Source organism: Rossellomorea sp. GQ25, from assembly GCF_059758515.1.
The window spans coordinates 39,279-64,129 of record NZ_JCAXEQ010000008.1; the positions used below are offsets into that span (position 1 = coordinate 39,279).

The 24,851-nt window shown below is 40.0% G+C and carries 26 protein-coding genes; 18 read left to right on the forward strand and 8 right to left on the reverse strand.

Features of this window, described 5'->3' with window-relative positions:
• Window position 1: 1 nt before the first annotated feature.
• The 3 genes from AC6CIB_RS20470 to lpdA all read left to right on the forward strand — a co-directional run bounded on the left by AC6CIB_RS20470 (window position 2) and on the right by lpdA (window position 3,912).
• Complete coding sequence (locus AC6CIB_RS20470; protein ID WP_498283836.1) at window positions 2-979, forward strand: alpha-ketoacid dehydrogenase subunit beta; 978 nt, start codon at window positions 2-4, stop codon at window positions 977-979.
• Window positions 980-1,136: 157 nt separating this feature from the next.
• Complete coding sequence (locus AC6CIB_RS20475) at window positions 1,137-2,498, forward strand: dihydrolipoamide acetyltransferase family protein (protein WP_498283838.1); 1,362 nt, start codon at window positions 1,137-1,139, stop codon at window positions 2,496-2,498.
• 4 nt (window positions 2,499-2,502) lie between these two features.
• Complete coding sequence (gene lpdA, locus AC6CIB_RS20480; protein ID WP_148968600.1) at window positions 2,503-3,912, forward strand: dihydrolipoyl dehydrogenase; 1,410 nt, start codon at window positions 2,503-2,505, stop codon at window positions 3,910-3,912.
• A gap of 118 nt (window positions 3,913-4,030) precedes the next feature.
• Here lpdA and AC6CIB_RS20485 read toward each other — a convergent pair whose 3' ends face one another.
• Window positions 4,031-4,426 (reverse strand): hypothetical protein, encoded by a 396-nt coding sequence (locus AC6CIB_RS20485; protein WP_498283840.1) that lies wholly within the window; start codon window positions 4,424-4,426, stop codon window positions 4,031-4,033.
• A 301-nt stretch (window positions 4,427-4,727) separates the two neighbouring features.
• Between AC6CIB_RS20485 and AC6CIB_RS20490 the strand changes: the two genes are divergently transcribed.
• The 3 genes from AC6CIB_RS20490 (at window position 4,728) to AC6CIB_RS20500 (ending at window position 6,279) form a co-directional block, all read left to right on the forward strand.
• Window positions 4,728-4,976 (forward strand): hypothetical protein, encoded by a 249-nt coding sequence (locus AC6CIB_RS20490; RefSeq protein ID WP_149158218.1) that lies wholly within the window; start codon window positions 4,728-4,730, stop codon window positions 4,974-4,976.
• A gap of 65 nt (window positions 4,977-5,041) precedes the next feature.
• Window positions 5,042-5,881, forward strand: a complete 840-nt coding sequence (locus tag AC6CIB_RS20495; RefSeq protein WP_498283842.1) for a polysaccharide deacetylase family protein — start codon at window positions 5,042-5,044, stop codon at window positions 5,879-5,881.
• 278 nt (window positions 5,882-6,159) lie between these two features.
• The gene (locus tag AC6CIB_RS20500; protein WP_148968604.1) at window positions 6,160-6,279 is read left to right on the forward strand and encodes a GapA-binding peptide SR1P; all 120 of its coding nucleotides are present in this window, start codon (window positions 6,160-6,162) and stop codon (window positions 6,277-6,279) included.
• A gap of 95 nt (window positions 6,280-6,374) precedes the next feature.
• Here the strand turns inward: AC6CIB_RS20500 and AC6CIB_RS20505 are convergent, their stop codons facing one another.
• On the reverse strand, window positions 6,375-7,844 hold the full coding sequence (locus tag AC6CIB_RS20505) for an aminotransferase class I/II-fold pyridoxal phosphate-dependent enzyme (protein WP_498283844.1): 1,470 nt from the start codon (window positions 7,842-7,844) through the stop codon (window positions 6,375-6,377).
• Window positions 7,845-8,136: 292 nt separating this feature from the next.
• Here AC6CIB_RS20505 and AC6CIB_RS20510 point away from each other — a divergent pair, with 292 nt between their 5' ends.
• Both AC6CIB_RS20510 and AC6CIB_RS20515 read left to right on the forward strand, forming a co-directional pair.
• A complete protein-coding gene (locus tag AC6CIB_RS20510; protein WP_498283846.1) occupies window positions 8,137-9,093 on the forward strand; it encodes an NAD(P)H-dependent flavin oxidoreductase in 957 nt (318 codons plus the stop codon).
• A 31-nt stretch (window positions 9,094-9,124) separates the two neighbouring features.
• A complete protein-coding gene (locus AC6CIB_RS20515; protein ID WP_498283848.1) occupies window positions 9,125-9,397 on the forward strand; it encodes a UPF0223 family protein in 273 nt (90 codons plus the stop codon).
• Window positions 9,398-9,455: 58 nt separating this feature from the next.
• Here the strand turns inward: AC6CIB_RS20515 and AC6CIB_RS20520 are convergent, their stop codons facing one another.
• Window positions 9,456-10,076, reverse strand: coding sequence for a YktB family protein (locus AC6CIB_RS20520; protein ID WP_498283850.1), 621 nt, complete (start codon window positions 10,074-10,076; stop codon window positions 9,456-9,458).
• A gap of 179 nt (window positions 10,077-10,255) precedes the next feature.
• Between AC6CIB_RS20520 and AC6CIB_RS20525 the strand changes: the two genes are divergently transcribed.
• Window positions 10,256-10,450: a YkzI domain-containing protein gene (locus tag AC6CIB_RS20525; RefSeq protein ID WP_498283852.1), complete on the forward strand. Its 195-nt coding sequence runs from the start codon at window positions 10,256-10,258 to the stop codon at window positions 10,448-10,450.
• Window positions 10,451-10,765: 315 nt separating this feature from the next.
• Window positions 10,766-11,563, forward strand: coding sequence for an inositol monophosphatase family protein (locus AC6CIB_RS20530; protein ID WP_498283854.1), 798 nt, complete (start codon window positions 10,766-10,768; stop codon window positions 11,561-11,563).
• Between the two features lie 45 nt (window positions 11,564-11,608).
• Here the strand turns inward: AC6CIB_RS20530 and AC6CIB_RS20535 are convergent, their stop codons facing one another.
• Window positions 11,609-11,794, reverse strand: a complete 186-nt coding sequence (locus tag AC6CIB_RS20535; protein WP_498283856.1) for a YlaF family protein — start codon at window positions 11,792-11,794, stop codon at window positions 11,609-11,611.
• A 284-nt stretch (window positions 11,795-12,078) separates the two neighbouring features.
• Here AC6CIB_RS20535 and typA point away from each other — a divergent pair, with 284 nt between their 5' ends.
• Both typA and AC6CIB_RS20545 read left to right on the forward strand, forming a co-directional pair.
• Window positions 12,079-13,917 (forward strand): translational GTPase TypA, encoded by a 1,839-nt coding sequence (gene typA / locus AC6CIB_RS20540; RefSeq protein WP_475141023.1) that lies wholly within the window; start codon window positions 12,079-12,081, stop codon window positions 13,915-13,917.
• 22 nt (window positions 13,918-13,939) lie between these two features.
• On the forward strand, window positions 13,940-14,248 hold the full coding sequence (locus tag AC6CIB_RS20545) for a YlaH-like family protein (protein ID WP_113968356.1): 309 nt from the start codon (window positions 13,940-13,942) through the stop codon (window positions 14,246-14,248).
• A gap of 56 nt (window positions 14,249-14,304) precedes the next feature.
• Here AC6CIB_RS20545 and AC6CIB_RS20550 read toward each other — a convergent pair whose 3' ends face one another.
• On the reverse strand, window positions 14,305-14,670 hold the full coding sequence (locus AC6CIB_RS20550) for a hypothetical protein (protein WP_498283858.1): 366 nt from the start codon (window positions 14,668-14,670) through the stop codon (window positions 14,305-14,307).
• Between the two features lie 64 nt (window positions 14,671-14,734).
• Window positions 14,735-14,935, reverse strand: a complete 201-nt coding sequence (locus tag AC6CIB_RS20555; RefSeq protein WP_498283860.1) for a YlaI family protein — start codon at window positions 14,933-14,935, stop codon at window positions 14,735-14,737.
• Between the two features lie 197 nt (window positions 14,936-15,132).
• Here AC6CIB_RS20555 and AC6CIB_RS20560 point away from each other — a divergent pair, with 197 nt between their 5' ends.
• Complete coding sequence (locus AC6CIB_RS20560) at window positions 15,133-15,588, forward strand: pyridoxamine 5'-phosphate oxidase family protein (RefSeq protein ID WP_498283862.1); 456 nt, start codon at window positions 15,133-15,135, stop codon at window positions 15,586-15,588.
• Between the two features lie 51 nt (window positions 15,589-15,639).
• Here AC6CIB_RS20560 and AC6CIB_RS20565 read toward each other — a convergent pair whose 3' ends face one another.
• Window positions 15,640-16,242, reverse strand: a complete 603-nt coding sequence (locus tag AC6CIB_RS20565) for a YhcN/YlaJ family sporulation lipoprotein (protein WP_498283864.1) — start codon at window positions 16,240-16,242, stop codon at window positions 15,640-15,642.
• 178 nt (window positions 16,243-16,420) lie between these two features.
• Here AC6CIB_RS20565 and AC6CIB_RS20570 point away from each other — a divergent pair, with 178 nt between their 5' ends.
• A complete protein-coding gene (locus AC6CIB_RS20570) occupies window positions 16,421-17,749 on the forward strand; it encodes a PhoH family protein (protein WP_498283866.1) in 1,329 nt (442 codons plus the stop codon).
• Window positions 17,750-17,842: 93 nt separating this feature from the next.
• Here AC6CIB_RS20570 and AC6CIB_RS20575 read toward each other — a convergent pair whose 3' ends face one another.
• On the reverse strand, window positions 17,843-18,340 hold the full coding sequence (locus AC6CIB_RS20575) for a peptidyl-prolyl cis-trans isomerase (protein WP_498283868.1): 498 nt from the start codon (window positions 18,338-18,340) through the stop codon (window positions 17,843-17,845).
• 136 nt (window positions 18,341-18,476) lie between these two features.
• Between AC6CIB_RS20575 and glsA the strand changes: the two genes are divergently transcribed.
• From glsA to pyc, 4 genes are all read left to right on the forward strand, one after another.
• Entirely contained in the window at window positions 18,477-19,403 is a 927-nt protein-coding gene (glsA, locus tag AC6CIB_RS20580; protein ID WP_498283926.1) for a glutaminase A, read from the forward strand.
• Between the two features lie 214 nt (window positions 19,404-19,617).
• Window positions 19,618-19,899, forward strand: a complete 282-nt coding sequence (locus AC6CIB_RS20585; RefSeq protein WP_498283870.1) for an Fpa/YlaN family protein — start codon at window positions 19,618-19,620, stop codon at window positions 19,897-19,899.
• A gap of 114 nt (window positions 19,900-20,013) precedes the next feature.
• Entirely contained in the window at window positions 20,014-21,231 is a 1,218-nt protein-coding gene (locus AC6CIB_RS20590) for an FtsW/RodA/SpoVE family cell cycle protein (RefSeq protein WP_498283872.1), read from the forward strand.
• A gap of 141 nt (window positions 21,232-21,372) precedes the next feature.
• Window positions 21,373-24,813 carry a pyruvate carboxylase gene (gene pyc, locus AC6CIB_RS20595; protein WP_498283874.1) on the forward strand — a complete coding sequence of 1,147 codons (3,441 nt, stop codon included), beginning with the start codon at window positions 21,373-21,375 and terminating at the stop codon, window positions 24,811-24,813.
• Window positions 24,814-24,851: the final 38 nt, after the last annotated feature.

Here is a 24,851-nt window from a genome sequence, read left to right on the forward strand (position 1 = left end):
CATGGCGCAAATGACAATGATTCAAGCGATCACTGATGCACTGCGCACAGAACTACGCAACAACGAAGACGTTTTAGTTTTTGGTGAGGACGTAGGTCTAAACGGTGGTGTATTCCGTGCAACGGAAGGACTTCAGAAAGAATTCGGTGAAGACCGTGTTTTCGATACTCCACTAGCAGAATCAGGAATCGGTGGTTTAGCAATCGGTTTAGCATTAGAAGGTTACCGTCCAGTACCGGAAATCCAATTCTTCGGTTTCGTATATGAAGTAATGGATTCAGTAAGTGGACAAATGGCGCGTATGCGCTACCGTTCAGGTGGAACGTATACTTCTCCAATCACAATCCGTTCCCCATTCGGTGGTGGAGTACATACTCCAGAACTTCATGCGGACAGCTTAGAAGGATTGATGGCTCAGCAACCTGGTCTGAAAGTTGTTATTCCATCCACACCTTATGACGCAAAAGGTTTATTAATTTCATCTGTTCGTGATAATGACCCTGTCATTTTCTTAGAGCACATGAAATTATACCGTTCATTCCGTCAAGAGGTTCCAGAAGAGGAATACACAATCGAACTTGGTAAAGCGGATGTGAAACGTGAAGGTACAGACCTCTCTATCATCACTTACGGAGCTATGGTACACGAATCATTAAAAGCGGCTGAAGAGCTTGAAAAAGAAGGCCATTCAGTTGAAGTAATTGATTTACGTACAGTTAGCCCACTGGATATCGACACAATCATGGCATCTGTTGAAAAAACAAACCGTGCCATTGTTGTTCAAGAGGCTCAAAAACAAGCCGGTATTGCAGCGAACGTTGTTGCTGAGATCAATGATCGTGCAATTCTTAGCCTTGAAGCTCCTGTCCTTCGTGTAGCGGCGCCAGATACAGTGTACTCTTTCTCCCAAGCGGAGCCGATCTGGTTACCAAACCATAAAGATATTCTTGAAACGGCGAAAAAAGTACTTAACTTTTAATGGGTAAGGAGTATTTAAGCTCCTCCTTAATATTCAAATGAAAACAGAAGGGCATTCCACCCTTCTCTTTTCCAATTATAGATATAAGAAAATTAGACAGATATAACGTTTACATTCATCTATTTTTAATCATTATTCAATACAGGAGGTAGAGTCCATGTCATTCGAATTCAAATTACCAGACATTGGTGAAGGTATTCATGAAGGTGAAATCGTAAAATGGTTTGTTAAGACTGGCGATAAAGTTGAAGAAGACGATGTACTATGTGAAGTCCAAAATGATAAAGCAGTAGTAGAAATTCCATCTCCGGTAGCAGGAACAGTTGAAGAACTTCTTGTTGACGAAGGTACTGTAGCAGTTGTAGGTGATACACTGATTAAGTTCGACGCACCTGGTTACGAAGATCTTCAGTTCAAAGGTGACGATGGAGAGAAGAAAGAAGCTCCTAAAGCTGACGAGAAAACAGAAGGTCAAGTTCAAGGAACAGCAGAACAAGGTCAAGATGTTAAGAAAGATGCATCACCAGAAGCTGCTGAAGAAAAATCTGAAGGTGCGAATCAAAATGCTGACGCAGAAGTTGATCCTAATAAGCGTGTCATCGCTATGCCTTCCGTTCGTAAATATGCGAGAGAAAACGGTGTGGAAATTCGCCAAGTATCCGGTTCTGGTAAAAACGGACGTGTCGTTAAAGAAGATATCGACGCTTTCTTAAGCGGAGATTCTAAGCCGGCTGAAACTGCTGAAGAAGCGAAAACAGATGAAACAGCACCAGAAGCAGATACTAAAACCGCTGCACCTAAAGCTCCAGAGGGTGAATATCCTGAAACTCGTGAGAAAATGAGTGGTATGCGTAAAGCAATCGCCAAAGCAATGGTAAACTCTAAACATACAGCTCCTCACGTAACATTAATGGATGAAATCGATGTAACGAAACTTTGGGCTCACCGTAAGAAGTTCAAAGAAGTTGCAGCTGAAAAAGGTATTAAATTAACATTCCTACCTTACATTGTTAAAGCATTAACAAGTGCCTTACGTGAATACCCGGCACTAAACACATCCATTGATGATTCAACGAGCGAAATCGTTCAAAAACATTATTACAACATTGGTATCGCTGCAGATACTGACAAAGGTCTATTAGTACCTGTTGTGAAAAATGCTGATCGTAAATCTATGTTCTCAATTTCAAATGAAATTAACGAACTAGCTGGAAAAGCACGTGACGGTAAACTTTCTGGTGATGAAATGAAAGGTGCTTCATGCACAATCACGAATATTGGTTCTGCCGGTGGACAATGGTTTACTCCGGTAATCAACCACCCAGAGGTTGCAATCCTTGGAGTTGGGCGTATTGCAGAAAAACCTGTAGTTAAAAATGGTGAAATTGTAGCAGCACCTGTGTTAGCATTATCATTGAGCTTCGATCACCGTATGATCGACGGAGCTACTGCTCAACATGCACTTAACCATATCAAGCGTTTGTTGAACGATCCAGAATTATTATTAATGGAGGCGTAATACAATGGTAGTAGGAGATTTCCCAATTGAAACAGATACGATAGTAGTCGGTTCAGGTCCTGGAGGATATGTAGCTGCAATCCGTGCAGCGCAACTGGGACAAAAAGTAACGATCATTGAAAAAGAAAATTTAGGTGGAGTATGCTTAAACGTTGGTTGTATCCCATCTAAAGCTTTGATCACAGCGGGTCACCGTTTTCACAATGCTCAACACTCAGATGACATGGGTATTGTTGCTGAAAACGTAAAAGTGAACTTTGATAAGGTTCAAGAGTGGAAAGCTGGCGTTGTTAAGAAATTAACTGGCGGTGTTGAAGGTCTTCTTAAAGGAAACAAAGCAGAAATCGTTCGCGGTGAAGCTTATCTTGTAGATGCTAATACACTTCGTGTGATGGACGATAACTCTGCCCAAACATACAAGTTCAAAAACTTGATTCTTGCAACAGGTTCACGCCCGATTGAAATCCCAAGCTTTAAGTTCTCAAAACGCGTACTTGATTCTACAGGTGCTCTTGCATTAGAAGAAATCCCAAGCAAGCTTGTTGTTATCGGTGGAGGTTACATCGGAACTGAGCTTGGTACTGCGTATGCAAACCTTGGATCTCAAGTAACAATCTTAGAAGGTGCTGACGATATTCTTAGCGGATTCGAAAAGCAAATGACAGCGATTGTGAAAAAAGATCTTAAGAAAAAAGGCGTAGAGGTCGTTACCAAAGCCATGGCTAAAGGCGTGGAAGAAAGTGACAGCGGCGTTGTGGTTAAATATGAAGTAAAAGGCGAAGAAAAATCTGTTGAAGCTGATTACGTTCTAGTAACGGTAGGCCGTCGCCCGAATACGGATGAAATCGGTCTTGAAGAAGTTGGAATCGAGATGACAGACCGCGGAGTTGTCAAAATTGATAAGCAATGCCGCACGAACATCCCGAACATCTTCGCGATCGGTGATATCGTAGATGGACCACCACTTGCTCACAAAGCTTCTTACGAAGGTAAAATTGCTGCTGAAGTCATCTCTGGTGAACCAGCAGAAATCGACTATCTTGGTATTCCAGCTGTGTGCTTCACAGACCCGGAATTAGCTACAGTAGGTTATTCTGAAGCTCAAGCGAAAGAAGAAGGCATCGAAGTAATCGCTGCTAAATTCCCATTCGCGGCTAATGGCCGTGCATTGGCACTTAATGCTACAGATGGTTTCATGAAGCTTGTTACTCGAAAAGAAGATGGTTTAATTATCGGAGCACAAATCGTTGGTGCTGGAGCATCAGACATGATTGCTGAACTCGGACTGGCTATTGAATCCGGTATGACAGCTGAAGACGTTGCGATGACTATTCATGCTCACCCAACATTAGGTGAGATTTCCATGGAAGCAGCAGAAGTTGCTATGGGAAGCCCGATTCACATCGTAAAATAATCTAAGTTAATCAAGGAGTATCCCGGTTTGCCGGGATACTCCTTTTACTATGTGGTATTAATCAAAAAAGGGATTGAAGCGTTTTTTGCTTCAATCCCTTTTTTGATTTTCACAGTAATTATTGATCCCAACTATCGATTGCACTTGAAACGGGTTTTATAATGTCTTCTATAGTCAAATAGCCTTCCACTTTACATATGACCTGATTGTTTTCTACAACAATGATTGCAGGTGAAGTCGGGGGAGAATCTGCTATTTTATTGGGTGCTTCGGTATTAAGGCTCACTACCTTTAAAAGTTTGAGGCTATCTGGGTACTGTTTTTTCAGCTCAATTATTGCATCGTAATAGGGTATTTCTTTAGAAACGTTTTGTTCATCGGTAAAAAAGATAACCTGCTTTTCTATAAACTGATCTTCTGCTAGAACAACTTTGTTGGAAGAAAGATAATCACATGAAGTCAAAAGCAACATTGTGGAAATGATTAGTATTGCTAAAGCGAGTATATGTTTCATACATCATCCTCTTTTCTTAAACGATGCTATGAACTTTGAATTTGTAAATAAATGACTTTCGAACCGTTCTTACGTCACATTTTATCATATGGAAAATCATTAAAGCGTCAAGTCATTGAAATGTTACATAATTGAAAAGACATGCATAATGAAAGTAATCTCAAAAGAATATACTATATTAATACGATGATCGAAGGCTGCTCTACGCCTTTATCAAATAAATCATTAGGTTTCAATCCATAAATCGGGGTAAATAAAAAGAAAGAAGTTTAAAATAAATCACTTAAAGGATGTAATGAACATGAAATCGTATATTGCTTTTTTGGTTCAAATGATTTTATGGAGTGTTTTCTATATAGCTGAATGGATGTCTGATAAGGATCATTTAGAATATAAGTGGATCATGTTTGTTATATTTTTTTACTTAGCGTTTATTGCTGCAAAGAAAATTGTTCAGTCAAGAAAGCTGACCTTATTTATTACGTCATTCAGTTTAACCTGCTTTTTTGCCTTCAAAGTAGTATTTGAAAATATAATGGAAATATTTTAATTCTTTCCCAGATTCACTTAAGAATATGTTAAAATATTCAAAGTGAATACGGAAAGGTGATAGACATGAAAAAGATTTTAGCAACAGGCTTAACCCTACTACTATTAACAGCATGCTCGAGTGAACCAACAACCACCAATGAAGAAACCAAGAAGCCTGATCAGTCTGAAGTGGATAAAGAGAGCGAGAAGACAAGTGAGGGTGACGCTTCACCAGAAAACAATAACGAACAAGAAGAATCATCTGAGCCATCAGAAGAGGCGGTTCAATCAAAGGACTATACGATCAATGAAAATAACTGGAGCATTAATCCTATAGGTGATGCGAATCCTAAAGTAGTTCTCCTTACGATCGATGATGCACCGGATCAACACGCCTTACAAATGGCAAAAGATCTTAAAGCGCTGAACGCCCCGGCTATCTTCTTTGTAAATGGTCATTTTCTTGATACATCGGAAGAAAAAGAGACTTTAAAAAAGATTTATGACATGGGATTTATGATTGGAAATCATACGTATAGTCATAGCAGTCTGAAAGAAATCACTCCTGAAAAGCAAAAAGAAGAGATTGTGTCACTTAATGATCTAATTGAATCCATCATAGGAGAACGGCCTAAGTTTTTCAGGGCGCCATTTGGTCAGAATACAGATTACAGCAGACAAATTGTAGAAGAAGAAAAAATGTCCTTGATGAACTGGACATACGGATATGATTGGGAAAAGCAATATCAGAACAAAGAAGCGATCACCGATATTATGGTAAACAGTCCTTACCTGAATGATGGTGCAAACCTGCTCATGCATGATCGCGCATGGACAAGCGAAGGTTTATCCGACATTGTAAAGGGCCTGCGTGAAAAGGGATATGAAACTCTGGATCCAAATAGAATAAAGACCGTTGAATAATGTTAATAAGCTGCGTGAAAGAAGCCCTTCTTTCACGCAGTTTTTTTATTTGTTCTTCCCCACTCAAAGGTTGTTCAGTGTAAAAACCCATATAATAACCAGGTATGTTAATGGAAACACTTACATATAATTCAATGTTCAATAGTATGATTGATTAAGAGGATAAAAAGTTAAATATGTTATACAAATTAGGCTTGATATTTTAAATGTGTTATATTATTATAGAAGTAGATAAGATAAAGCGTTTACAAAAAACATCGTGAAGGAGAGGAAAAAAGATGGGAACAATTGTATGTCAATCATGCCTTAACACTATCGATCACTATGAGGATGAGAAGGTTTCTGTTTTATTCTCTAACTGCTGTGATTGCAATGACGACAAAGAATTAGACGACTGAAACCTGCTAAGGGGTGCAGGGAGTGAAAGTGTCTTAAAGGGGTTCTTATAAATAAAAGGATGAAGAAGGGTGGGGCCTTCTTCATCCTTTTTTGTTTATCTTATCGCTCTATGCTCTTTAATGACTCTCAAGTGACGTAAATCATAATCTTCAGGTCCTTGTACTGGCAGACCTGCTTCTATATTGGTTTTAATATAATTGATGTTTTCCTGGGTGATGATTTCACCAGGGATGAAAATCGGAATTCCCGGAGGGTAGACCATAATGAATTCAGCGATTGTTCTTCCGACAGACTCATCAATTGGAATAACCTCGGTATCTGCGTAAAAAGCATCTCTGGGTGTAATGGAAAGAACAGGTATGTCAGGCAGCATAACCTTAACAGGTGTCATATCCCCATGTTTTTTAAGACTTGTCACCAGCTCTTTTAAAGCCATGACCAATTGATTTCCCTCCACCTCGGTGTCACCAGGAGTGATGATGCAAAGGATGTTATAAAGGTCAGACATCTCAACCTCAATGTTATGAGCTTCCCGTAGCCACTTCTCAGCATCAAATCCACTGATCCCTAAATCTTTCACGGACACAATCAACTTTGTTGGATCATAGGCATAGGTGGCTTTTGTTCCAAGTATCTCTTCACCTACACAGTATAAACCTTCAATTTCGTTGATCTGTCTTCTAATATCTTGTGACAGTTCAATCGTCTTGGTGATGAGCTCATGACCTTCAGTTGCCAGCCGTTTTCTGGCAACATCGAGGGAAGCCAGTAATAAGTAGGAAGTCGAAGTGGTCGTCAACATACTTAAAATGGTTTGCACCCGTTTTGATGAAACAAGTCCTTCTTTCATATTAAGGACAGAACTCTGAGTCATAGAACCGCCCAGTTTATGAACGCTGGTAGCCGCTAGATCAGCACCTGCCTGCATTGCTGAAAGGGGAAGCTCGTCATGGAAATGTATATGAACGCCATGAGCTTCATCCACAAGTACTGGAACATTATACGAGTGAGCGATTTCTACAATCTTTTTGAGATCTGCAGAAATCCCGAAATAAGTTGGATTGATGACCAGAACACCTTTGGCATCCGGGTTTTGTTCTAGTGCTTTTGCTACGGCATCTGTGCTGATTCCATGAGAGATACCCAGGTCTTCATCAATATCCGGGTGGATAAAAATAGGAGTGGCACCTGAGAATACAATGGCAGACATAACGGATTTATGGACGTTCCTGGGAACGATGATTTTGTCTCCGGGCCCACATACACTCATGACCATTGTCATGATGGCACCACTTGTTCCTTGAACAGAGAAGAAGGTATGATCGGCACCAAACGCTTCGGCTGCAAGGTCCTGAGCTTTTTTTATCATCCCCTTAGGCTGATGTAAATCATCCAAAGGGCCGATGTTAATCAAATCAATGGAAAGAGCATTTTCTCCGATAAAATCCTTAAATTCAGGATCCATACCTGCACCTTTTTTATGACCGGGAATATGAAATTGGACGGGATTTTTTTTACTATGTTCAATTAAGCCGGAAAATAACGGCGTTTCATTCTGAGACAATTCATTCAACACCTCTTTATATTCTAATAGCAAATTTAATAGCCATACTAAAGTTATTATTATATAGGATTTGGCTCTTGATTTCATAACTTTTCTTACTATATTTTTAACAAACAAATGAATTATAGCACTTAAGAAAATCTTTGCATAGTGGCATATGCCTATCTATTTTTATTTTCCCACCATAGATCATACATTACTGTCTGTCAGCATCTCTTTTTTATTATGCTCCCATCAAGAAAAGGATTTTCCCTGCTTTATCGAGAATAGTTCAGTGAATGGAGGGATTCAATTGAATTGGAAAACGAGAGTAACAGATTTATTAAACATTCAATATCCAATTATACAAGGTGGGCTGGCACATCTGGCATATGCAGAACTGGCTGCGGCCGTGTCGAATGCGGGTGGTCTTGGCCAGATCACTGCCATGTCTTTAGACAATCCTGTTCAGTTACGAGAAGAGATCCGAAAGGTAAGGTCTTTAACAGATAAGCCGTTCGGGGTGAACTTTGCCATCGGTCAACATGGACGCCCCTTTAGCGAGTTTGTTGACGTTGCTATTGAAGAGAAGGTGCCGGTCGTTTCTGTTACAGGAGGGAATCCGACTCCCCTGTTTCAACAACTCCAGGGAATGGACATTGTTAAGCTTGTATTGGTCGCCTCGAAAAGACAGGCAATCAAAGCGGAAGAGCTGGGTGCGGATGCAGTGATGGTTGTTGGTCAAGAAGGAGGAGGTCACCTAGGGAAAGATGATATTGGTACATTCGTCTTGATTCCCAGAGTGGTGGATGCCGTTTCCATTCCAGTCATTGCTTCCGGAGGCGTTGGGGACGGAAGGGGATTGATGGCTGCTCTCAGCTTCGGTGCAGAGGGAGTTGAGATGGGTACGAGGTTTATTGCTACAAAGGAATGTGTACATGCTTCTGAAGTTTATAAGCGTACCTTGATTGAAGGTGACGAGAATGGTACAGTAGTCATCAAACGATCTTTAGGGGCACCGGCAAGGGCCATTTCAAACTCGTGGACCAAACAGATACTGGATGCTGAAACATCGAACGCTGGCTATGAAGGGTTAAAAGCATACATAAGCGGTGAAGCCAATAAACGATACATTTACGATGGGGAAGTAGACGCAGGGTTTGCGTGGGCAGGACAAGTGATGGGGTTGATTAATGACATCCCATCAGTTAAAGATCTCATTCAACGTATGATCTCTCAAGCAGAGGGCATCCGGAAGAAATGGAATTAATACATCATCATTCAAGGAGTTGTTGTAAACAATGGAATATCAATATCCTTTTGATATAGACTGGTCAACAGAAGAAGTCATCGACGTTATTGCCTTTTTCGAAGCAATCGAGAAAGCTTATGAAAAAGGTGTCTCTAGAGATGACCTTATGAATCGGTATAAGCGTTTTAAAGAAATCGTCCCTGGTAAAGCAGATGAAAAGAGAATATGCAATGAATTTGAAGAATCCAGTGGCTATTCCTCCTATCGTGTGGTAAAGAAGATGAAGGAGCTTCAGGAGGCTGACAAAATTTCTATGAACTAAAAGAACGACTGCCATTTTTGGCAGTCGTTCTTTCTGCTTTTCCCAACCGTTATATGGTTTAGTTCATTTTATAAAGGGGTAAAAGTGTTTCAAAGGCATTGTTAACTTCTTGGATGAATTCATTACCATTTAGCTTAATAGCTGTATCCCGGTCCAGATGAAGTCCGCATAGAAGCTCAGCTTTTTTAACATTCTGTACTCTTTCACTTAAAGCGATGAATTCATCTTGAGACATGGAAGAAAAAGGTGTAGCATCTGGCTTTGTATGATCTCCAGACCAAACAAAGTGACCAGGAATCAATGATCTTATCTTATCTGCATTTTCTTCAACTTTTTTACCGAATTCAACTTTATTTGGAGCTTCATAGATCATAGCAAACCAGATGAAAACATGGGTTTCCCATAACCCTATCTGAAAATGTGGATGTTTTTTATAACCCCGTTTGTTGTTCGCGAACGCAACCCAGGTATCATCAGGAGGGTTAACCGATCGACGTGCATGTTTAGCCACATGGAAAAACATCTCCATTCCTGTTAATGCACTTAAAGTTGGAGTGAAATGATCGCCTAAATAATCAAGTTTAGGCCTGATCTGTTCTTGAATGGCAGTCATTCGATCTTCTAACCCATTAATCGTGAAAACTTGGAAATCTTCTTGTGTGAAACCATTAAATTTCATCTTGTAGCCTCCTTATAACCACCAATATCTTAACATAATGAGGTACAAGCTTGTAGTGAATTGATTTATCTATGGGTGACTGCACATTTTAGTTACAAGATTGGATGATACTTCATAATATGTAGTAAATATTATCAGAACAATCAGATAAATTGAAAACTCGGAAGGGGTGTATGGCCATGAAACAAGTAATGAACACTTCTAAAAAACGTGATGTCCAGCAGCAAAGAATGAATGTATTAAGACTTGAAATGGATTATGAATTAGCTGTATTGTTCGAAGCAATTCAAATGAAGAATAAAGAAACCCAGACCAAGTCCAAACAGAAACTCATGAGGATTCGAGAAGAACTAATGAAAATGAAGGCCTTATAAAACTTTAATCCTTTCGATGGGTATAAAGTATATTGTCGAATTTCAACTGTTGAACGGCGAGCTCATAGGCATAGAGAGTTCGCTTTTTTGTGGTCCTTAATAAAGCCCTGTGATTTTGATCAGTCTAATATTGCGGTGGACGACGAGGTGAATAACTTGAAACAGCCTCTAATTTCCATTAAGCTATTTAGCTAAAGGAGAAGTAGTATATTGTGGCTCTTGTATAGAAAATGAATATGAGTCGGATCTAATGAAAACGACCATATTAGTAATGATAATAAGATTTTTGTCACGCAAATTGGAGGCTAATAATCAATGACAAATTGGAAGGAATTAGATCAAAATGTTAGAACATGGATACGGGAAGCCGGAGAAAGAATTCGTCAATCATTCAAGTCAGAGTTGAATATTAAAACGAAGTCGAATCGAAATGATTTGGTAACCGATATGGATGAAGCAACAGAGCATTTCTTTACTGAAAATATCCGAAATACATACCCGGATCATCAAATCCTCGGTGAAGAAGGTTATGGCGATGACTTTAAGGAGTTATCAAGTGTTACGTGGATAATCGATCCGATCGATGGAACGATGAATTTTGTTCATCAACAACGAAATTTTGCCATCTCTATCGGCATCTATGATGGAGAAGAAGGTAAATTAGGATACATATATGATGTCGTCCATGATGAGCTATATTTTGCAAATAAAGGACACGGAGCTTATATGAATGATGTGAAGCTGCCGGAGCTTGATCCAGTTCCGGTTCAGGATGCGATTGTAGCTTTAAATGCACTTTGGGTGACTGAGAATAAACGGATTGACCGAACAATTCTTGCACCACTCGTGAAGGATGTAAGGGGAACACGTTCCTATGGATCAGCTGCCATAGAATTGGCTTATGTAGCTTCAGGTAGATTGGATGCTTACTTAACAATGCGACTGGCTCCATGGGATTTTGCAGCTGGGAAAATAATGATTGAAGAGGTTGGGGGAGTTGTTTCTGACCTTAATGGGGATCCCTTGAATCCATTGAATAAAAGCTCATTGTTTGTAGGAAAACCCGGACTGCACCAAACCATCTTGACTGACTATCTTGAAAGAAAGAAATAAAGAAGGGAGACGGGCAATTTCATTGCCCCGTCTCCCCTTTTTAATCTACAATCGACCTTCATCACGATATTTCTTCTTTGTCTTGAAACCGAAGCCCATCACGATAAATAGAAAAATGAAGCTGACAACAGCAAGAAGGATGCTTTGTAAACTGATTGAAATGGCGATTCCCATAAGAGAAACAGCAGCTAATATAGAAAATAATACAAAAATCCATTTAATATTCCCCAAGATAAAACCTCCAAAAAAATGAAAAAATCATTTTCCTCATTAGATTAAAACCATTATAGCTCTTCCAATTAAATTTTACCTATCAATTCGATAATGTGCAATGGGTAGAGTAGACAAAGAGGTATAATGATGTGATTGATTATTATGGAAACTTTCAGTGGAAAGAAAAGGCTTTATGAAATATTTATTAGGGCTTTTCTAGATGCTGTGATATAATGGTCTAGTTGAACTGAAATATATTATCTTTAATAGTATAAAGAAATCCAATATTCAGGAGTGGAAATATGAAATTAAGAAATGACCTTAGAAATATTGCTATTATTGCTCACGTTGACCACGGGAAAACGACATTAGTAGACGAGCTTTTAAAGCAATCTGGAATCTTCCGCGAAAATGAAACAGTTTCTGAACGCGCGATGGATTCAAATGATTTGGAAAGAGAACGCGGTATTACGATCTTAGCGAAAAATACGGCGATTCAATATAAAGATTCTCGTATCAACATTCTTGATACACCAGGACATGCTGACTTTGGTGGAGAAGTTGAACGTATCATGAAAATGGTAGATGGTGTTTTACTGGTAGTAGATGCGTATGAAGGCTGTATGCCTCAGACTCGTTTCGTTCTTAAGAAAGCACTTGAGCAAAACCTTACACCTATTGTAGTTGTAAATAAAATTGACAAGCCTTCAGCACGTCCGGAAGAAGTAATCGATGAAGTACTGGAATTATTCATTGAACTGGATGCAAATGATGAACAGCTTGAATTCCCGGTTGTCTATGCTTCAGCTATCAACGGTACAGCAAGTACAGATCCAGATCCGGAAAAACAAGACGAAAACATGCAGTGTTTATATGATTCAATTATTGAGCACATTCCTGCACCAGTAGACAACTCTGAAGATCCACTGCAATTCCAAGTTGCATTGCTCGATTACAATGATTACGTTGGTCGAATCGGAATCGGCCGTGTGTTCAGAGGGACAATGAAGGTTGGCCAACAGGTAGCATTAATGAAGCTTGACGGCTCTGTTAAACAATTCCGTGTAACGAAAATCTTCGGTTTCTTCGGATTAAAACGTGAAGAAATACAAGAAGCAAAAGCCGGTGATTTAATCGCTGTTTCAGGAATGGAAGATATTAACGTCGGTGAAACGGTTTGTCCGGTTGAACATCAGGATCAACTTCCTGTTCTTCGTATTGACGAGCCCACACTTCAAATGACATTCCTAGTGAACAACAGTCCATTTGCAGGTAGAGAAGGTAAATTTGTTACTTCAAGAAAAATTGAAGAACGTTTATTGGCTCAGCTTCAAACGGATGTAAGTTTACGTGTTGAACCAACAGATTCACCTGATGCATGGACGGTTTCAGGCCGTGGAGAGCTTCACCTTTCCATCCTCATTGAAAACATGCGTCGTGAAGGTTACGAATTACAGGTATCTAAACCACAGGTTATCATTAAGGAAGTCGATGGCGTGAAGAGTGAGCCTGTAGAGCGTGTTCAAATTGATATTCCTGAAGAATATATGGGTGGAGTCATTGAATCACTTGGTCAACGTAAAGGCGAAATGCTGGATATGGTGAACAACGGTAACGGACAGGTCCGTTTAATGTTTATGGTTCCTGCACGTGGATTAATCGGTTATTCAACGGAGTTTATGACTCTTACTCGTGGATATGGTATCATCAACCACACATTCGACAGCTATCAGCCCCTTCAAAAAGGACGCGTTGGCGGACGTCGTCAAGGTGTACTTGTTTCGATGGAAACAGGTAAAGCATCTCAATACGGAATTATGCAAGTGGAAGATCGCGGTATTATATTCGTCGAATCCGGCACAGAAATTTATGGTGGAATGATCGTTGGGGAACATACAAGAGAAAATGATATTACTGTTAATATCACAAAGCTTAAACAAGCGACAAACGTTCGTTCGGCTAACAAAGATCAAACCGTAACCATTAAAAAGGCAAGAATCATGACTTTAGAAGAATCTCTTGAATATCTAAACGATGATGAGTATTGTGAGGTAACTCCTGAATCAATCCGTCTTCGTAAAAAGATTCTTGATAAGAATGAACGTGAAAGAGCAGAAAAGAAGAGCAAGGTGTCTCAATAAACTAAGTGAGGGGGAGTAGGAAATGGATGTAACTGAGCGTTTGTCCTTTTTCGCATCCCTTTACCGTGTTGACCAGAACGCGGAAATGGGTATGTGGTTGCTTTATATAACCATAGTAGGGCTCTCAATCTTAGTATATAAGCTCGGTTTTGCGAAGAAGCTTCCAGTAATGAAATCAATATTGATTTATTCTTTTCTTATTCTGGGATGTACCGTTTTAACGTTTCTCGGTATCTTTTTACCAGTAGCAGAAGGGCTAGTCGTTGCAGCTCTTATCTTAGTGATATATAAGATTCGTCTAACGAACGAAAAGAAAAAAGGCACATTTTAAGCTGAAAAAAGCTGTAGTCTCTAATGAATGAGACTACAGCTTTTTTGTTATGTAGATTAACCTCGTACAGTAGATAGATTAGATAGTGGGGGTAAGGACAGAGCGTAGAGAAGATGTCCTGCTGTCCATAAGATAATTGCCTCACCATACATTAAACGGGGTACATCCTTAATTGCCAGGTACGAAAGAGGGAAATATAGGAATACAGTCGGGACTGTTAGCACAAGGGAGAGAAGCCAAGAGCCAATACTAGAAACTTTCAGCCTTTCCATCATGTACACGAACAGTACTCCGATAACACAAGAAATAACCAAGTGGAACAAAAACTCCATCCATTCAGGCAAGTCTTTATCACCGAACACAGGGATGAAATCCACATTCAATAACAGGACATATACTTTGATGCCTGTTAATACTTGCATCCATTTTAGAAATAATCCTAATAGGGTACCGGAAACAAGCCCAATAATAGTTCCTGAGATTTGTTTAAAAGTCATCTTCTACTTGAGGAGAACGGTAAAACCTGAAATTCCCACTCGATACACGTTCTTCCGTCTTTTCTTTAATACGATCATGACACTTATCACACATATACGTATGAATGGGACGGTTACGCAATTTCTTCGCTTGTAAGGAATAATCATCAATATTTTCTATCACTTCACATAGAGCACATTTTACTCTCATACAGTACACCTCAATTTGTTCTAATCATAAGTCTAGTCTTTTTAGTATATCATGTAGTATAGTCAAACGCTTAATTTAACTTTCCTTTATGCTTTTAACAATAGAATTTGGTATAGTATAATCAAGGTGAATCACGAATGAAATGAAACACTAACAGAGAAGAAATGAGTCAAATGAGTCGCATAAGGGGGGATTGTATGGCTAACCAAGTGGAACCCAGCTTGATTCCTGCACTTTTTGAAGAACTTCAATCAGAAAAATTTGTTACACTCGCTACGGTCGATCACCAAACGCATGGACCTAATGTAAGTGCGATCTCTTGGATTTATGCAAAGGATGAACACACATTGTTATTTGCTGTTGATCAACGCTCCAGGATTGTAGCAAATATAAAGAACAATCCACTTGCCGTTGTGAATCTAATAGCAAATGAATCAACCTATTCCATAAGCGGAAAAGCAGGGGTTTCAGAGGAAAAACTGGAAGGAGTGCCTTTGAAACTGACGCTTGTTAAACTTGCTATCAATGAAGTAAGAGATGTCATGTTCTATGGATCGAAAATATCGACAGAACCTGCCTATGTGAAGACATATGATAAGACGGCAGCAGACCGTTTGGACCGTCAAGTAATTGAAGCCATGAAAAAAGCTTAGTACTCTAAGCTTTTTCATGGCTTTTCCTCATTTTTTTAAGTGATCGCAGGATTATTCAATCTTATCGTAAGTCTGATTTTCTTGTTTTTCCCTAAGTTGTTTCTCTTTGGTGTTGTTCATTTTCTTTTTTGGTTCATTTGGAGCATTTTCCGGATCTGCTTGCTTTAACGATCGAGGGATTTCAGGCATAAGTCTGCCGGATATGTCAGCTAATTCATTCATAATTCCCTGGACCGGCTCGCCCTGTTGAATGTCTTTGCTGATTTCATTCAAACGTGCATAAAGATCCGGGTCAGCGATGACAATGGCTTCTGCACCATATGGGTCTTTTTGAAGAGCTTCTGCTACAGAATATTTGATTGAACCGACTTGTGAACGCTCAATGTCGGAATCGATATCTATTCCAACAAATGCATATTTTCCAAAGACTACAGCTGTTGCGTCTTTTACATCTGGTACACTCGTTGTCAGGTCAACTAAATGCCTTGAAATTTGCTGTCCTGATTTTCGTTCAACATGTTGGATATTACTATCCTGAACAGTGATCGGTTTACTGTTGTTGCTGTTCGAATCATTATCATACCCGACCTCATTTTTATTGGCGCATGCACCAAGAATGATGGTTACCATAAGTAGAGAGATGAGTTTATACATGTGAATACCTCCCGATTTAGAATCAATATCTTTTCTTATTGTGCAATTTTCTTCTATCTTTATACGTTTATTCATATATTTTAAGAAACGGGCCGTCCTATTTGAGTAGCTGGGAATAACCGGATCAACATTGGCTACATACAATAGTAATAAGAAATCAGGAGCAGGAGGCATCGATTTGAATAAAATTTATGTATTAGATACCAATGTCTTATTACAAGATCCACAAGCCATCTTTTCGTTTCAAGATAATGAGGTGGTTATACCTGCAGTTGTATTAGAAGAAGTGGACTCCAAAAAGCGTTATATGGATGAAATCGGAAGAAACGCAAGACATGTATCGAAGCTTATAGATAATTTACGGCAACAAGGAAAACTTCATGAAAAAATCCCTCTATATACGGGAGGATCACTAAGAATTGAACTAAATCACCGCTCATTTCAGCAACTTCAGGAAATTTTTTTAGAGAAAACAAATGATAACAGGATTATTGCCGTGGCAAAAAACTTATCTCTCGAAGAAGAAGCGAAAAAAGATGGAAAATCGGTCATTTTAGTTAGTAAAGACACCCTCGTACGGGTAAAGGCTGATGCGTTGGGGTTACAGGCAGAGGACTTCCTGAGTGACCGGGTCATCGAGGTGAACGATATTTACACAGGTTTTATTGAACTATACACCGAGAGAGAGTTACTCGACAAATTTTATGATAAAGGGGAACTGACCCTTTCTGATATAACGAAACAACGATTTTATTCTCATCAATTCCTCATTATGAAGGATGCTCTTGGAAGCTCTGCTTCTGCGTTGGGAATGGTGGATGCATCCGGACTGAAAGTGAAGAAGTTGGTCTATGATCAAGAGCATATGTGGGGAATCAAGGCCCGCAATGTTCAGCAAACAATGGCAACTGAACTGTTACTAAGAGATGATATTTCGTTGGTCACCATGATTGGAAAAGCGGGGACAGGAAAAACCCTGCTTGCACTGGCTGCAGGTCTTCTTCAGACTGAGGACTTCAATAAATTCAATAAATTACTCGTTGCTCGTCCAATCGTCCCAGTAGGTAAGGATATTGGTTATCTTCCAGGGGAAAAACAAGAAAAGCTCAGACCTTGGATGCAGCCTATTTACGATAACCTCGAATACTTATTCAATACGAAGAAGCCTGGTGAGCTGGATGATATCCTCGCGGGTATGGGTTCAATTGAAGTGGAAGCTTTAACTTATATAAGGGGGAGAAGCATTCCAGATCAATATATCATCATCGATGAAGCCCAGAACTTAACGAAGCATGAAGTGAAAACGATCTTAACCAGGGTGGGAGAGCGAAGTAAAATCGTTTTGATGGGTGATCCAGCTCAGATTGATCATCCATACCTGGATGAATACAATAATGGCTTAACGTATGTGGTAGAAAAATTTAAAGATCAAAAACTGGCCGGACATGTTAAACTCATGAAAGGTGAAAGATCGGGTCTTGCTCAACTTGCTGCTGATCTTCTTTAATACTACCGTATCTTAACCACAATAATAACGTAAAAAAACCGGTTCAGAGGTTCCTGAACCGGTTTTTTTCGACACTGCGCTTTCTTGATGTTCTTATTCTACTCGAAAGGCTCTAACATCGGTAATGGGGGTTTCTCTATTTGATCCGTCTTTGTAGTAGATATGAACGGGGCCATTTTCCTTTAGTGGCTTTCCGTCTTTAGAGAATCCGATGAGCAATTGATCTGAGTGTGCAAGATCCATGCGATGTTCATCCGTTTCTGTTTCAATCACAAGAGTTGTTGCATTCTCAAAAGGTTCCGCATTTGTGAGAAAAGGTGCAAACGGAATAGCGAATGATCCGTTTAAAATCTTTTCCTTTTCATACTTTTTCTCTGTCCTAAGTGTAGGGGGATAGGTTGCACCTTCCTGAATTTCCCGTGACCAATGCTTGGATACGGCTTTTGTATATTCTTCCAATTCGTCAATCGTCTCATTCTTTTCATCAAAATATGTAGTTAAATCCACTTTTCGATCATCAAATATCCAAACGCCGGAATCCAGAGTTATCGTGAATTTCACCTTACCTTTTATGGGTACTATGCTTTCCAATTAAGACTCCTCCTCTCGCTGATAGTTTCAGTATATCTGTTATTTAAAGGTTTGTCACACTAAGTTGAAAGCATTTTCAACGTTTTCAATCGGTGAAAGTAGGGAAACTAAAGGTAGGACTAAAGGAGCTGATACGATAGTGATTAGAACTCAGGAGCTGTTGGAAGAATTAGTGGAGAAAGCAAGACCTTCTGCAGCAGAAGGAAAAGTTGCAGATTATATACCTGCACTAAAGGATCAAAACCCAAGTGACTTGGCGATAAGTATATATACTTTGGATAATCATTCTTGTTATGCAGGAGATCATTTAAAGAAGTTCACACTACAAAGCATATCGAAAGTCATCACTCTTGCTCTTGTATTAATGGACTATGGGGAGGATCACGTCTTCTCAAAGGTTGGCATGGAGCCTACGGGTGATCCTTTTAATTCCATAGCAAAACTCGAAACCCATAAGCCCTCCAAACCCCTAAATCCGATGATCAACGCAGGTGCACTCGCAGTCACGAATATGATTAAAGGAAACACCGGAAAGGAAAAGTGGGAACGATTAATAGAGTTTATAAATCATATGACCGGGGACACGGTATCATATAATGAGGATGTGGCTTATTCTGAACTGCAAACAGCCAATTTAAACAGATCGCTTTGTTATTTTATGAAGCAGCACGGTGTGATTACCGGAAATGTTGAAGATTTACTTGTTCTCTATACAAAACAATGTGCGGTGGAAATGAGCTGTGTCGATCTTGCTAAAATGGGGGCAGTTTTTGCCCATGATGGCGTGGATCCTGAAAGTGGGCGCGAAATTATAACGAGAGATGTTGCGAGAATTTGTAAAACGTTCATGGTTACGTGCGGGATGTATAATACTTCTGGAGAATTTGCCATTAAAGTGGGTATTCCGGCGAAAAGTGGAGTGTCAGGTGGAATCATGGGTGCTGTTCCCGGGAAGTGTGGAATCGGAATCTTTGGTCCTGCACTAGATAATGTCGGGAATAGCAGTGCAGGACTAAAGCTCCTTGAAATGCTCAGTGATGAATATTCCTGGAGTATATTTTAACGAAGGGTCACGCCCTGTCACATAAGGATATGTTTTTTTAGCGAGTTCGGGATAGACATTTGTAAAAGAATTTTCATGGGGATCCCTCCGAAATCATAATTCGAATTTCTGTCATAGAATCCCGGGGAATACACTTATTTTTCTTGCAATTTCTCTGATTTAACGATAAAATTTTAAGACAGGAAAGCTATTTGTTCGGAATGGGGGGATCACTGTGGCGCCAGAAATGACAATTAATCACCGAGAAAAAGCCTATGAACTACTAAAGGCCGACGCAGAAAAGATTTTACAACTTATTAAAGTACAAATGGATAATTTAACGATGCCCCAATGTCCTCTTTATGAGGAAGTATTGGATACCCAAATGTTCGGATTATCTCGTGAAATAGAATTTGCAGTCCGTTTAGGATTAGTAGATGATCAAGATGGAAAAGAGCTGATTGATTCTTTAGAAAGACAACTTTCTGCCCTTCATGAAGCATCTACAAAAAAGTAAAATAGTCATGACAACTCAAACAATACATAGATCTGTTGTTTGAGTTTTTTTGTTAAAGATTCTGATTAGTTGGGATTTATTTAAATGATATAAGAAAAAAAGGATTGAAATGTCATGATTAAAAAAATTGCAAAGTCCTATGATTATTCGTTAATCGCTGTATATGTATTTCTTTGTCTGTTTGGTCTGGTAATGATTTATAGTGCGAGTATGGTCATGGCTGTAGAACGATTTGGTTGGGAAAGTGACCATTTCTATAAAAGGCAGATGATCAATATTCTCATCGGGTTCTTTGCCTTTACAATAGCAGCATGGTTTCCATACAAAGCCTTCCAGGTGGGGAAAATAATCAAGGGACTCATGTTTATCGTTATCGGATTATTAATTGGAGTACATATTTTCGGTTATGAAGTAAACAACGCAAAAAGCTGGATTAATTTAGGTTTCATGCCCATTCAGCCATCGGAGTTCGCCAAGCTTGCAGTCATTATTTATCTCGGCTCTGTATACTCCAAGAAACAGACATACATAGATGATTTTAATAAGGGCCTTGCCCCGCCATTACTATTTTTAGGTTTTATATGTTTTTTAGTCTTTTTAGAGCCTGACTTTGGTACGGCGGCTATTATTTTCGCCATTGGAGCAATCGTCATTTCCTGCTCAGGGATCAGTTATAAAACATTCTTCAAGCTGGCTGGGTTGGGCGTGGGTCTGTTGATCGTACTGTCACCGGTCATATACCTGGCAAGAGGCTTTATTTTCACAAAAGAAAGACTTAGCAGGATTGAAGCGTATTTATCTCCGTTTAAATATGCCCAAGGGGAAGGCTACCATTTAGTGAACTCATATCTTGCCATTGGTTCTGGCGGGGTAAAAGGGCTTGGATTAGGCCAGAGTGTTCAAAAACTGGGTTATCTTCCTGAACCACAAACGGATTTCATTATGGCTATCATTGCTGAAGAATTAGGTGTATTCGGGGTAAGCTTTGTCATTCTCGGCCTCTCTTATATCGTGCTTCGGGGGATTTATACGGGAGTTAAATGTCAGGACCCCTTTGGAACGATGCTGGCCATCGGAATATCCAGTATGATCGGTATTCAAGCCTTCATTAATTTAGGAGGGGTGTCCGGATTAATTCCGATTACAGGTGTTCCACTTCCATTCATCAGCTATGGAGGATCATCACTATTAGTGCTATCTTTGTCGATGGGTGTCCTTGTGAATGTGTCGATGTTTGTAAAATATGAAGAAAAATATAAAACAAAGAAGGAAAATGGCTATCCTTCGGAGAATATGGATAATAGCAAAAAAATATATGGTGTAAAAATGTAGGTCACTTTGATAGAGTATCTAAAACTCTAGTCTAGGGACTGCCCCCTAAGATACTTCTTTATTATCTTTCGGGTCAGCCCTTTTTTCATAGACTGCTTTACAGAGATTTTCAATCATGAATAGCCTAAAGGAGAGAGTGTATTGAAGAAAATCAAAAAAGTATTAGTAGCAAATCGCGGTGAAATTGCCATCCGTGTGTTCCGTGCATGTACAGAGCTTAATATTAGAACCGTCGCCATTTACAGTAAGGAAGATTCGGGAGCATATCATCGATATAAAGCTGATGAGGCCTACCTGACAGGAGAAGGAAAGAAACCAATTGATGCTTATTTAGATATAGAAGGGATCATTCGAATCGCAAAGAACGCCGATGTCGATGCCATCCATCCCGGTTACGGTTTTTTGTCCGAAAATATTCATTTTGCCCGACGTTGTGAAGAAGAGGGGATTACCTTCATAGGGCCTCATTCAGAGCACTTAAATATGTTCGGTGACAAAGTAAAGGCGCGTCATCAGGCCCAATTAGCGAACATCCCGGTTATACCGGGAACAGATGGACCTGTAGAAACGTTAGAAGAAGTCATTAGCTTTGGGAAGGACCATGGATTCCCGATCATCATTAAAGCTTCATTAGGTGGCGGAGGACGGGGAATGCGTATCGTCCGTAACCTGGAAAGCTTAAAGGAAGCATACGAGCGCGCTAAATCTGAAGCGAAAGCTGCTTTTGGTAATGATGAAATTTATGTTGAAAAATTTGTCGAGAATCCAAAACATATAGAAGTTCAAATTCTTGGGGACGAAGACGGCAATATTGTTCACTTATATGAACGTGATTGTTCCATCCAGAGACGTCACCAAAAGGTAGTTGAAATAGCACCATCCGTATCCTTGAGTGATCAGCTGAGAGAGGATATTTGTGAGGCAGCCGTCCGGTTGATGGATAATGTAAAGTATGTGAACGCAGGGACGGTTGAGTTCCTGGTTGCAAATGAGCAGTTCTATTTCATCGAGGTAAACCCTCGCGTTCAAGTAGAGCATACGATTACGGAAATGGTTACCGGAGTGGATATTGTCCAATCGCAATTAATGATTGCCGAAGGTTATGCACTACATAGCAGTAAACTTGGCATACCTGTTCAAGAAGAAATCCGGACAAATGGGTTTGCCATTCAATCCCGTGTGACAACGGAAGATCCATTGAACAACTTTATGCCTGACACAGGGAAGATCATGGCATACCGTTCAGGCGGGGGATTCGGGGTTCGATTGGATGCAGGTAACGGGTTCCAGGGAGCCGTCATTACTCCTTACTATGATTCCCTTCTTGTTAAACTGTCCACGTGGGCTTTGACATTTGAACAAGCTGCATCCAAAATGGTCAGAAATCTTCAAGAGTTTAGAATACGTGGAATCAAGACGAATATTCCTTTCCTTGAAAATGTCGTTAAGCATGAAAACTTTATAACAGGTAAATATGATACATCCTTTATAGACACGACACCTGAACTGTTTATTTTTCCGAAACGAAAAGACCGTGGTACGAAGATGCTTTCTTATATCGGAAATGTAACCGTGAATGGTTTCCCGGGAATCGAGAAGAAGAAAAAGCCTGTATTCTCTAAGCCTAGGATTCCGGCTCTTGACTTGAAACAAGACTTTAAACCTGGGACAAAGCAAATTTTAGATCAACATGGTGCCGATGGGTTGGTAAATTGGGTCAAGGAACAAAACTCAGTGCTCCTGACTGATACAACTTTCCGGGATGCGCACCAATCTTTACTGGCTACGCGTGTCAGAACAAACGACCTGAAGCAAATTGCAGAACCAACATCTCACCTACTTCCTGATATGTTCTCCTATGAAATGTGGGGAGGGGCAACATTTGATGTAGCCTATCGTTTTTTAAAGGAAGATCCTTGGAATCGATTATTAACAATGAGAGAGGACATTCCCAATGTTCTATTCCAAATGCTGCTGAGAGCATCAAATGCCGTTGGATATAAGAACTACCCTGATAATGTCATAAAAGAATTTGTTGAGAAATCTGCATTCGCAGGTATTGACGTCTTCCGGATATTTGACAGTTTAAACTGGGTTAAGGGGATGGAAGTAGCCATTGATGCGGTCAGACAAAGTGGGAAAATCGCCGAGGCAGCCATTTGTTATACAGGAGACATTGAAGATCCTACCCGGACCAAATATAGTATCGATTACTATAAGAATCTTGCAAAAGAGTTAGAAGCAGGCGGAGCGCATATTTTAGCGATTAAAGACATGGCGGGGCTCTTAAAACCACAGGCAGCCTACCGACTTATTTCAGAACTGAAAGATACGGTCAGTCTGCCTATCCACTTACACACCCATGATACAAGCGGAAACGGTATATACACATACGCAAGAGCCATTGAAGCAGGTGTGGATATTGTCGACACAGCCCTTAGCACGATGTCTGGATTAACATCTCAACCAAGTGCCAATACACTTTACTACGCATTGAAAGGAACCGAAAGAGAACCGAATGTAGATATTAACTCACTGGAGACTCTTTCCCACTATTGGGAAGACGTTCGAAAATACTATACAGACTTTGAGAGCGGCATGATGTCTCCGCATTCAGAGGTTTACAAGCACGAAATGCCCGGGGGACAATATAGTAATCTTCAGCAGCAGGCAAAAGCTGTAGGATTGGGTCATCGCTGGGAAGAAGTAAAAGAAATGTATGCAAGGGTCAACCACCTCTTTGGGGATATCGTAAAGGTTACTCCTTCATCAAAAGTTGTTGGGGATATGGCGTTGTTCATGGTGCAGAATGATCTGTCGGAGAAAGATGTGATTGAAAAAGGAGAAAAGATTGATTTCCCTGATTCAGTGGTTGAATTATTCGAAGGATATTTGGGTCAGCCCCATGGCGGATTCCCGAAAGACTTACAAAGCGTGATTCTGAAAGGGCGCACTCCATTAACCGTTCGACCTGGGGAGCTCCTTGATGATGTAGACTTCACAGCACTCAAAGAAAAGCTCTTCGAAGAACTGCAACGCCCTGTCACTAGTTTCGATGCTCTTGGATATGCTCTATATCCTAAAGTGTTTATGGAATACGCACATACAATGGATCAATTTGGTGATATTTCCGTTCTCGATACGCCAACCTTCCTATTCGGAATGAGACTTGGCGAAGAGATTGAGGTTGAAATTGAAACCGGGAAAACACTTATTGTCAAGCTCGTTTCCATTGGACAGGCTCAGGCCGATGGTACACGAATCGTCTACTTTGAACTGAATGGTCAGCCTCGTGAAATTGTGATAAAAGATGAAAGTATTAAATCGACAGTAGCAGCCAAGATGAAGGCTGACGCAAAAAATGAGACTCATATTGGTGCTTCCATGCCTGGAACCGTGATCAAGGTTATTGCAGAAAAAGGAGAGGCGGTTGAAAAAGGGGATCACTTAATGATCACCGAAGCCATGAAAATGGAAACGACCGTTCAAGCTCCGTTTGCAGGGGTAGTGAAAGACATCTATGTGCAAAATGGTGACGCCATTAGCCCTGGTGACCTATTAATAGAAGTTCAAAAAGCATAAACAAAAAAGGATTCCGGTTATGACCGGAATCCTTTTTT

Bases quoted from the DNA above. Each gene is read 5' to 3' on its own strand.
- AC6CIB_RS20470 (WP_498283836.1), top strand. From the start codon at position 2: ATGGCGCAAATGACAATGATTCAAGCGATCACTGATGCACTGCGCACA.
- AC6CIB_RS20475 (WP_498283838.1), top strand. From the start codon at position 1,137: ATGTCATTCGAATTCAAATTACCAGACATTGGTGAAGGTATTCATGAA.
- lpdA (WP_148968600.1), top strand. From the start codon at position 2,503: ATGGTAGTAGGAGATTTCCCAATTGAAACAGATACGATAGTAGTCGGT.
- AC6CIB_RS20485 (WP_498283840.1), bottom strand. From the start codon at position 4,426: ATGAAACATATACTCGCTTTAGCAATACTAATCATTTCCACAATGTTG.
- AC6CIB_RS20490 (WP_149158218.1), top strand. From the start codon at position 4,728: ATGAAATCGTATATTGCTTTTTTGGTTCAAATGATTTTATGGAGTGTT.
- AC6CIB_RS20495 (WP_498283842.1), top strand. From the start codon at position 5,042: ATGAAAAAGATTTTAGCAACAGGCTTAACCCTACTACTATTAACAGCA.
- AC6CIB_RS20500 (WP_148968604.1), top strand. From the start codon at position 6,160: ATGGGAACAATTGTATGTCAATCATGCCTTAACACTATCGATCACTAT.
- AC6CIB_RS20515 (WP_498283848.1), top strand. From the start codon at position 9,125: ATGGAATATCAATATCCTTTTGATATAGACTGGTCAACAGAAGAAGTC.
- AC6CIB_RS20520 (WP_498283850.1), bottom strand. From the start codon at position 10,076: ATGAAATTTAATGGTTTCACACAAGAAGATTTCCAAGTTTTCACGATT.
- AC6CIB_RS20525 (WP_498283852.1), top strand. From the start codon at position 10,256: ATGAAACAAGTAATGAACACTTCTAAAAAACGTGATGTCCAGCAGCAA.
- AC6CIB_RS20530 (WP_498283854.1), top strand. From the start codon at position 10,766: ATGACAAATTGGAAGGAATTAGATCAAAATGTTAGAACATGGATACGG.
- typA (WP_475141023.1), top strand. From the start codon at position 12,079: ATGAAATTAAGAAATGACCTTAGAAATATTGCTATTATTGCTCACGTT.
- AC6CIB_RS20545 (WP_113968356.1), top strand. From the start codon at position 13,940: ATGGATGTAACTGAGCGTTTGTCCTTTTTCGCATCCCTTTACCGTGTT.
- AC6CIB_RS20550 (WP_498283858.1), bottom strand. From the start codon at position 14,670: ATGCAAGTATTAACAGGCATCAAAGTATATGTCCTGTTATTGAATGTG.
- AC6CIB_RS20555 (WP_498283860.1), bottom strand. From the start codon at position 14,935: ATGAGAGTAAAATGTGCTCTATGTGAAGTGATAGAAAATATTGATGAT.
- AC6CIB_RS20560 (WP_498283862.1), top strand. From the start codon at position 15,133: ATGGCTAACCAAGTGGAACCCAGCTTGATTCCTGCACTTTTTGAAGAA.
- AC6CIB_RS20565 (WP_498283864.1), bottom strand. From the start codon at position 16,242: ATGTATAAACTCATCTCTCTACTTATGGTAACCATCATTCTTGGTGCA.
- AC6CIB_RS20590 (WP_498283872.1), top strand. From the start codon at position 20,014: ATGATTAAAAAAATTGCAAAGTCCTATGATTATTCGTTAATCGCTGTA.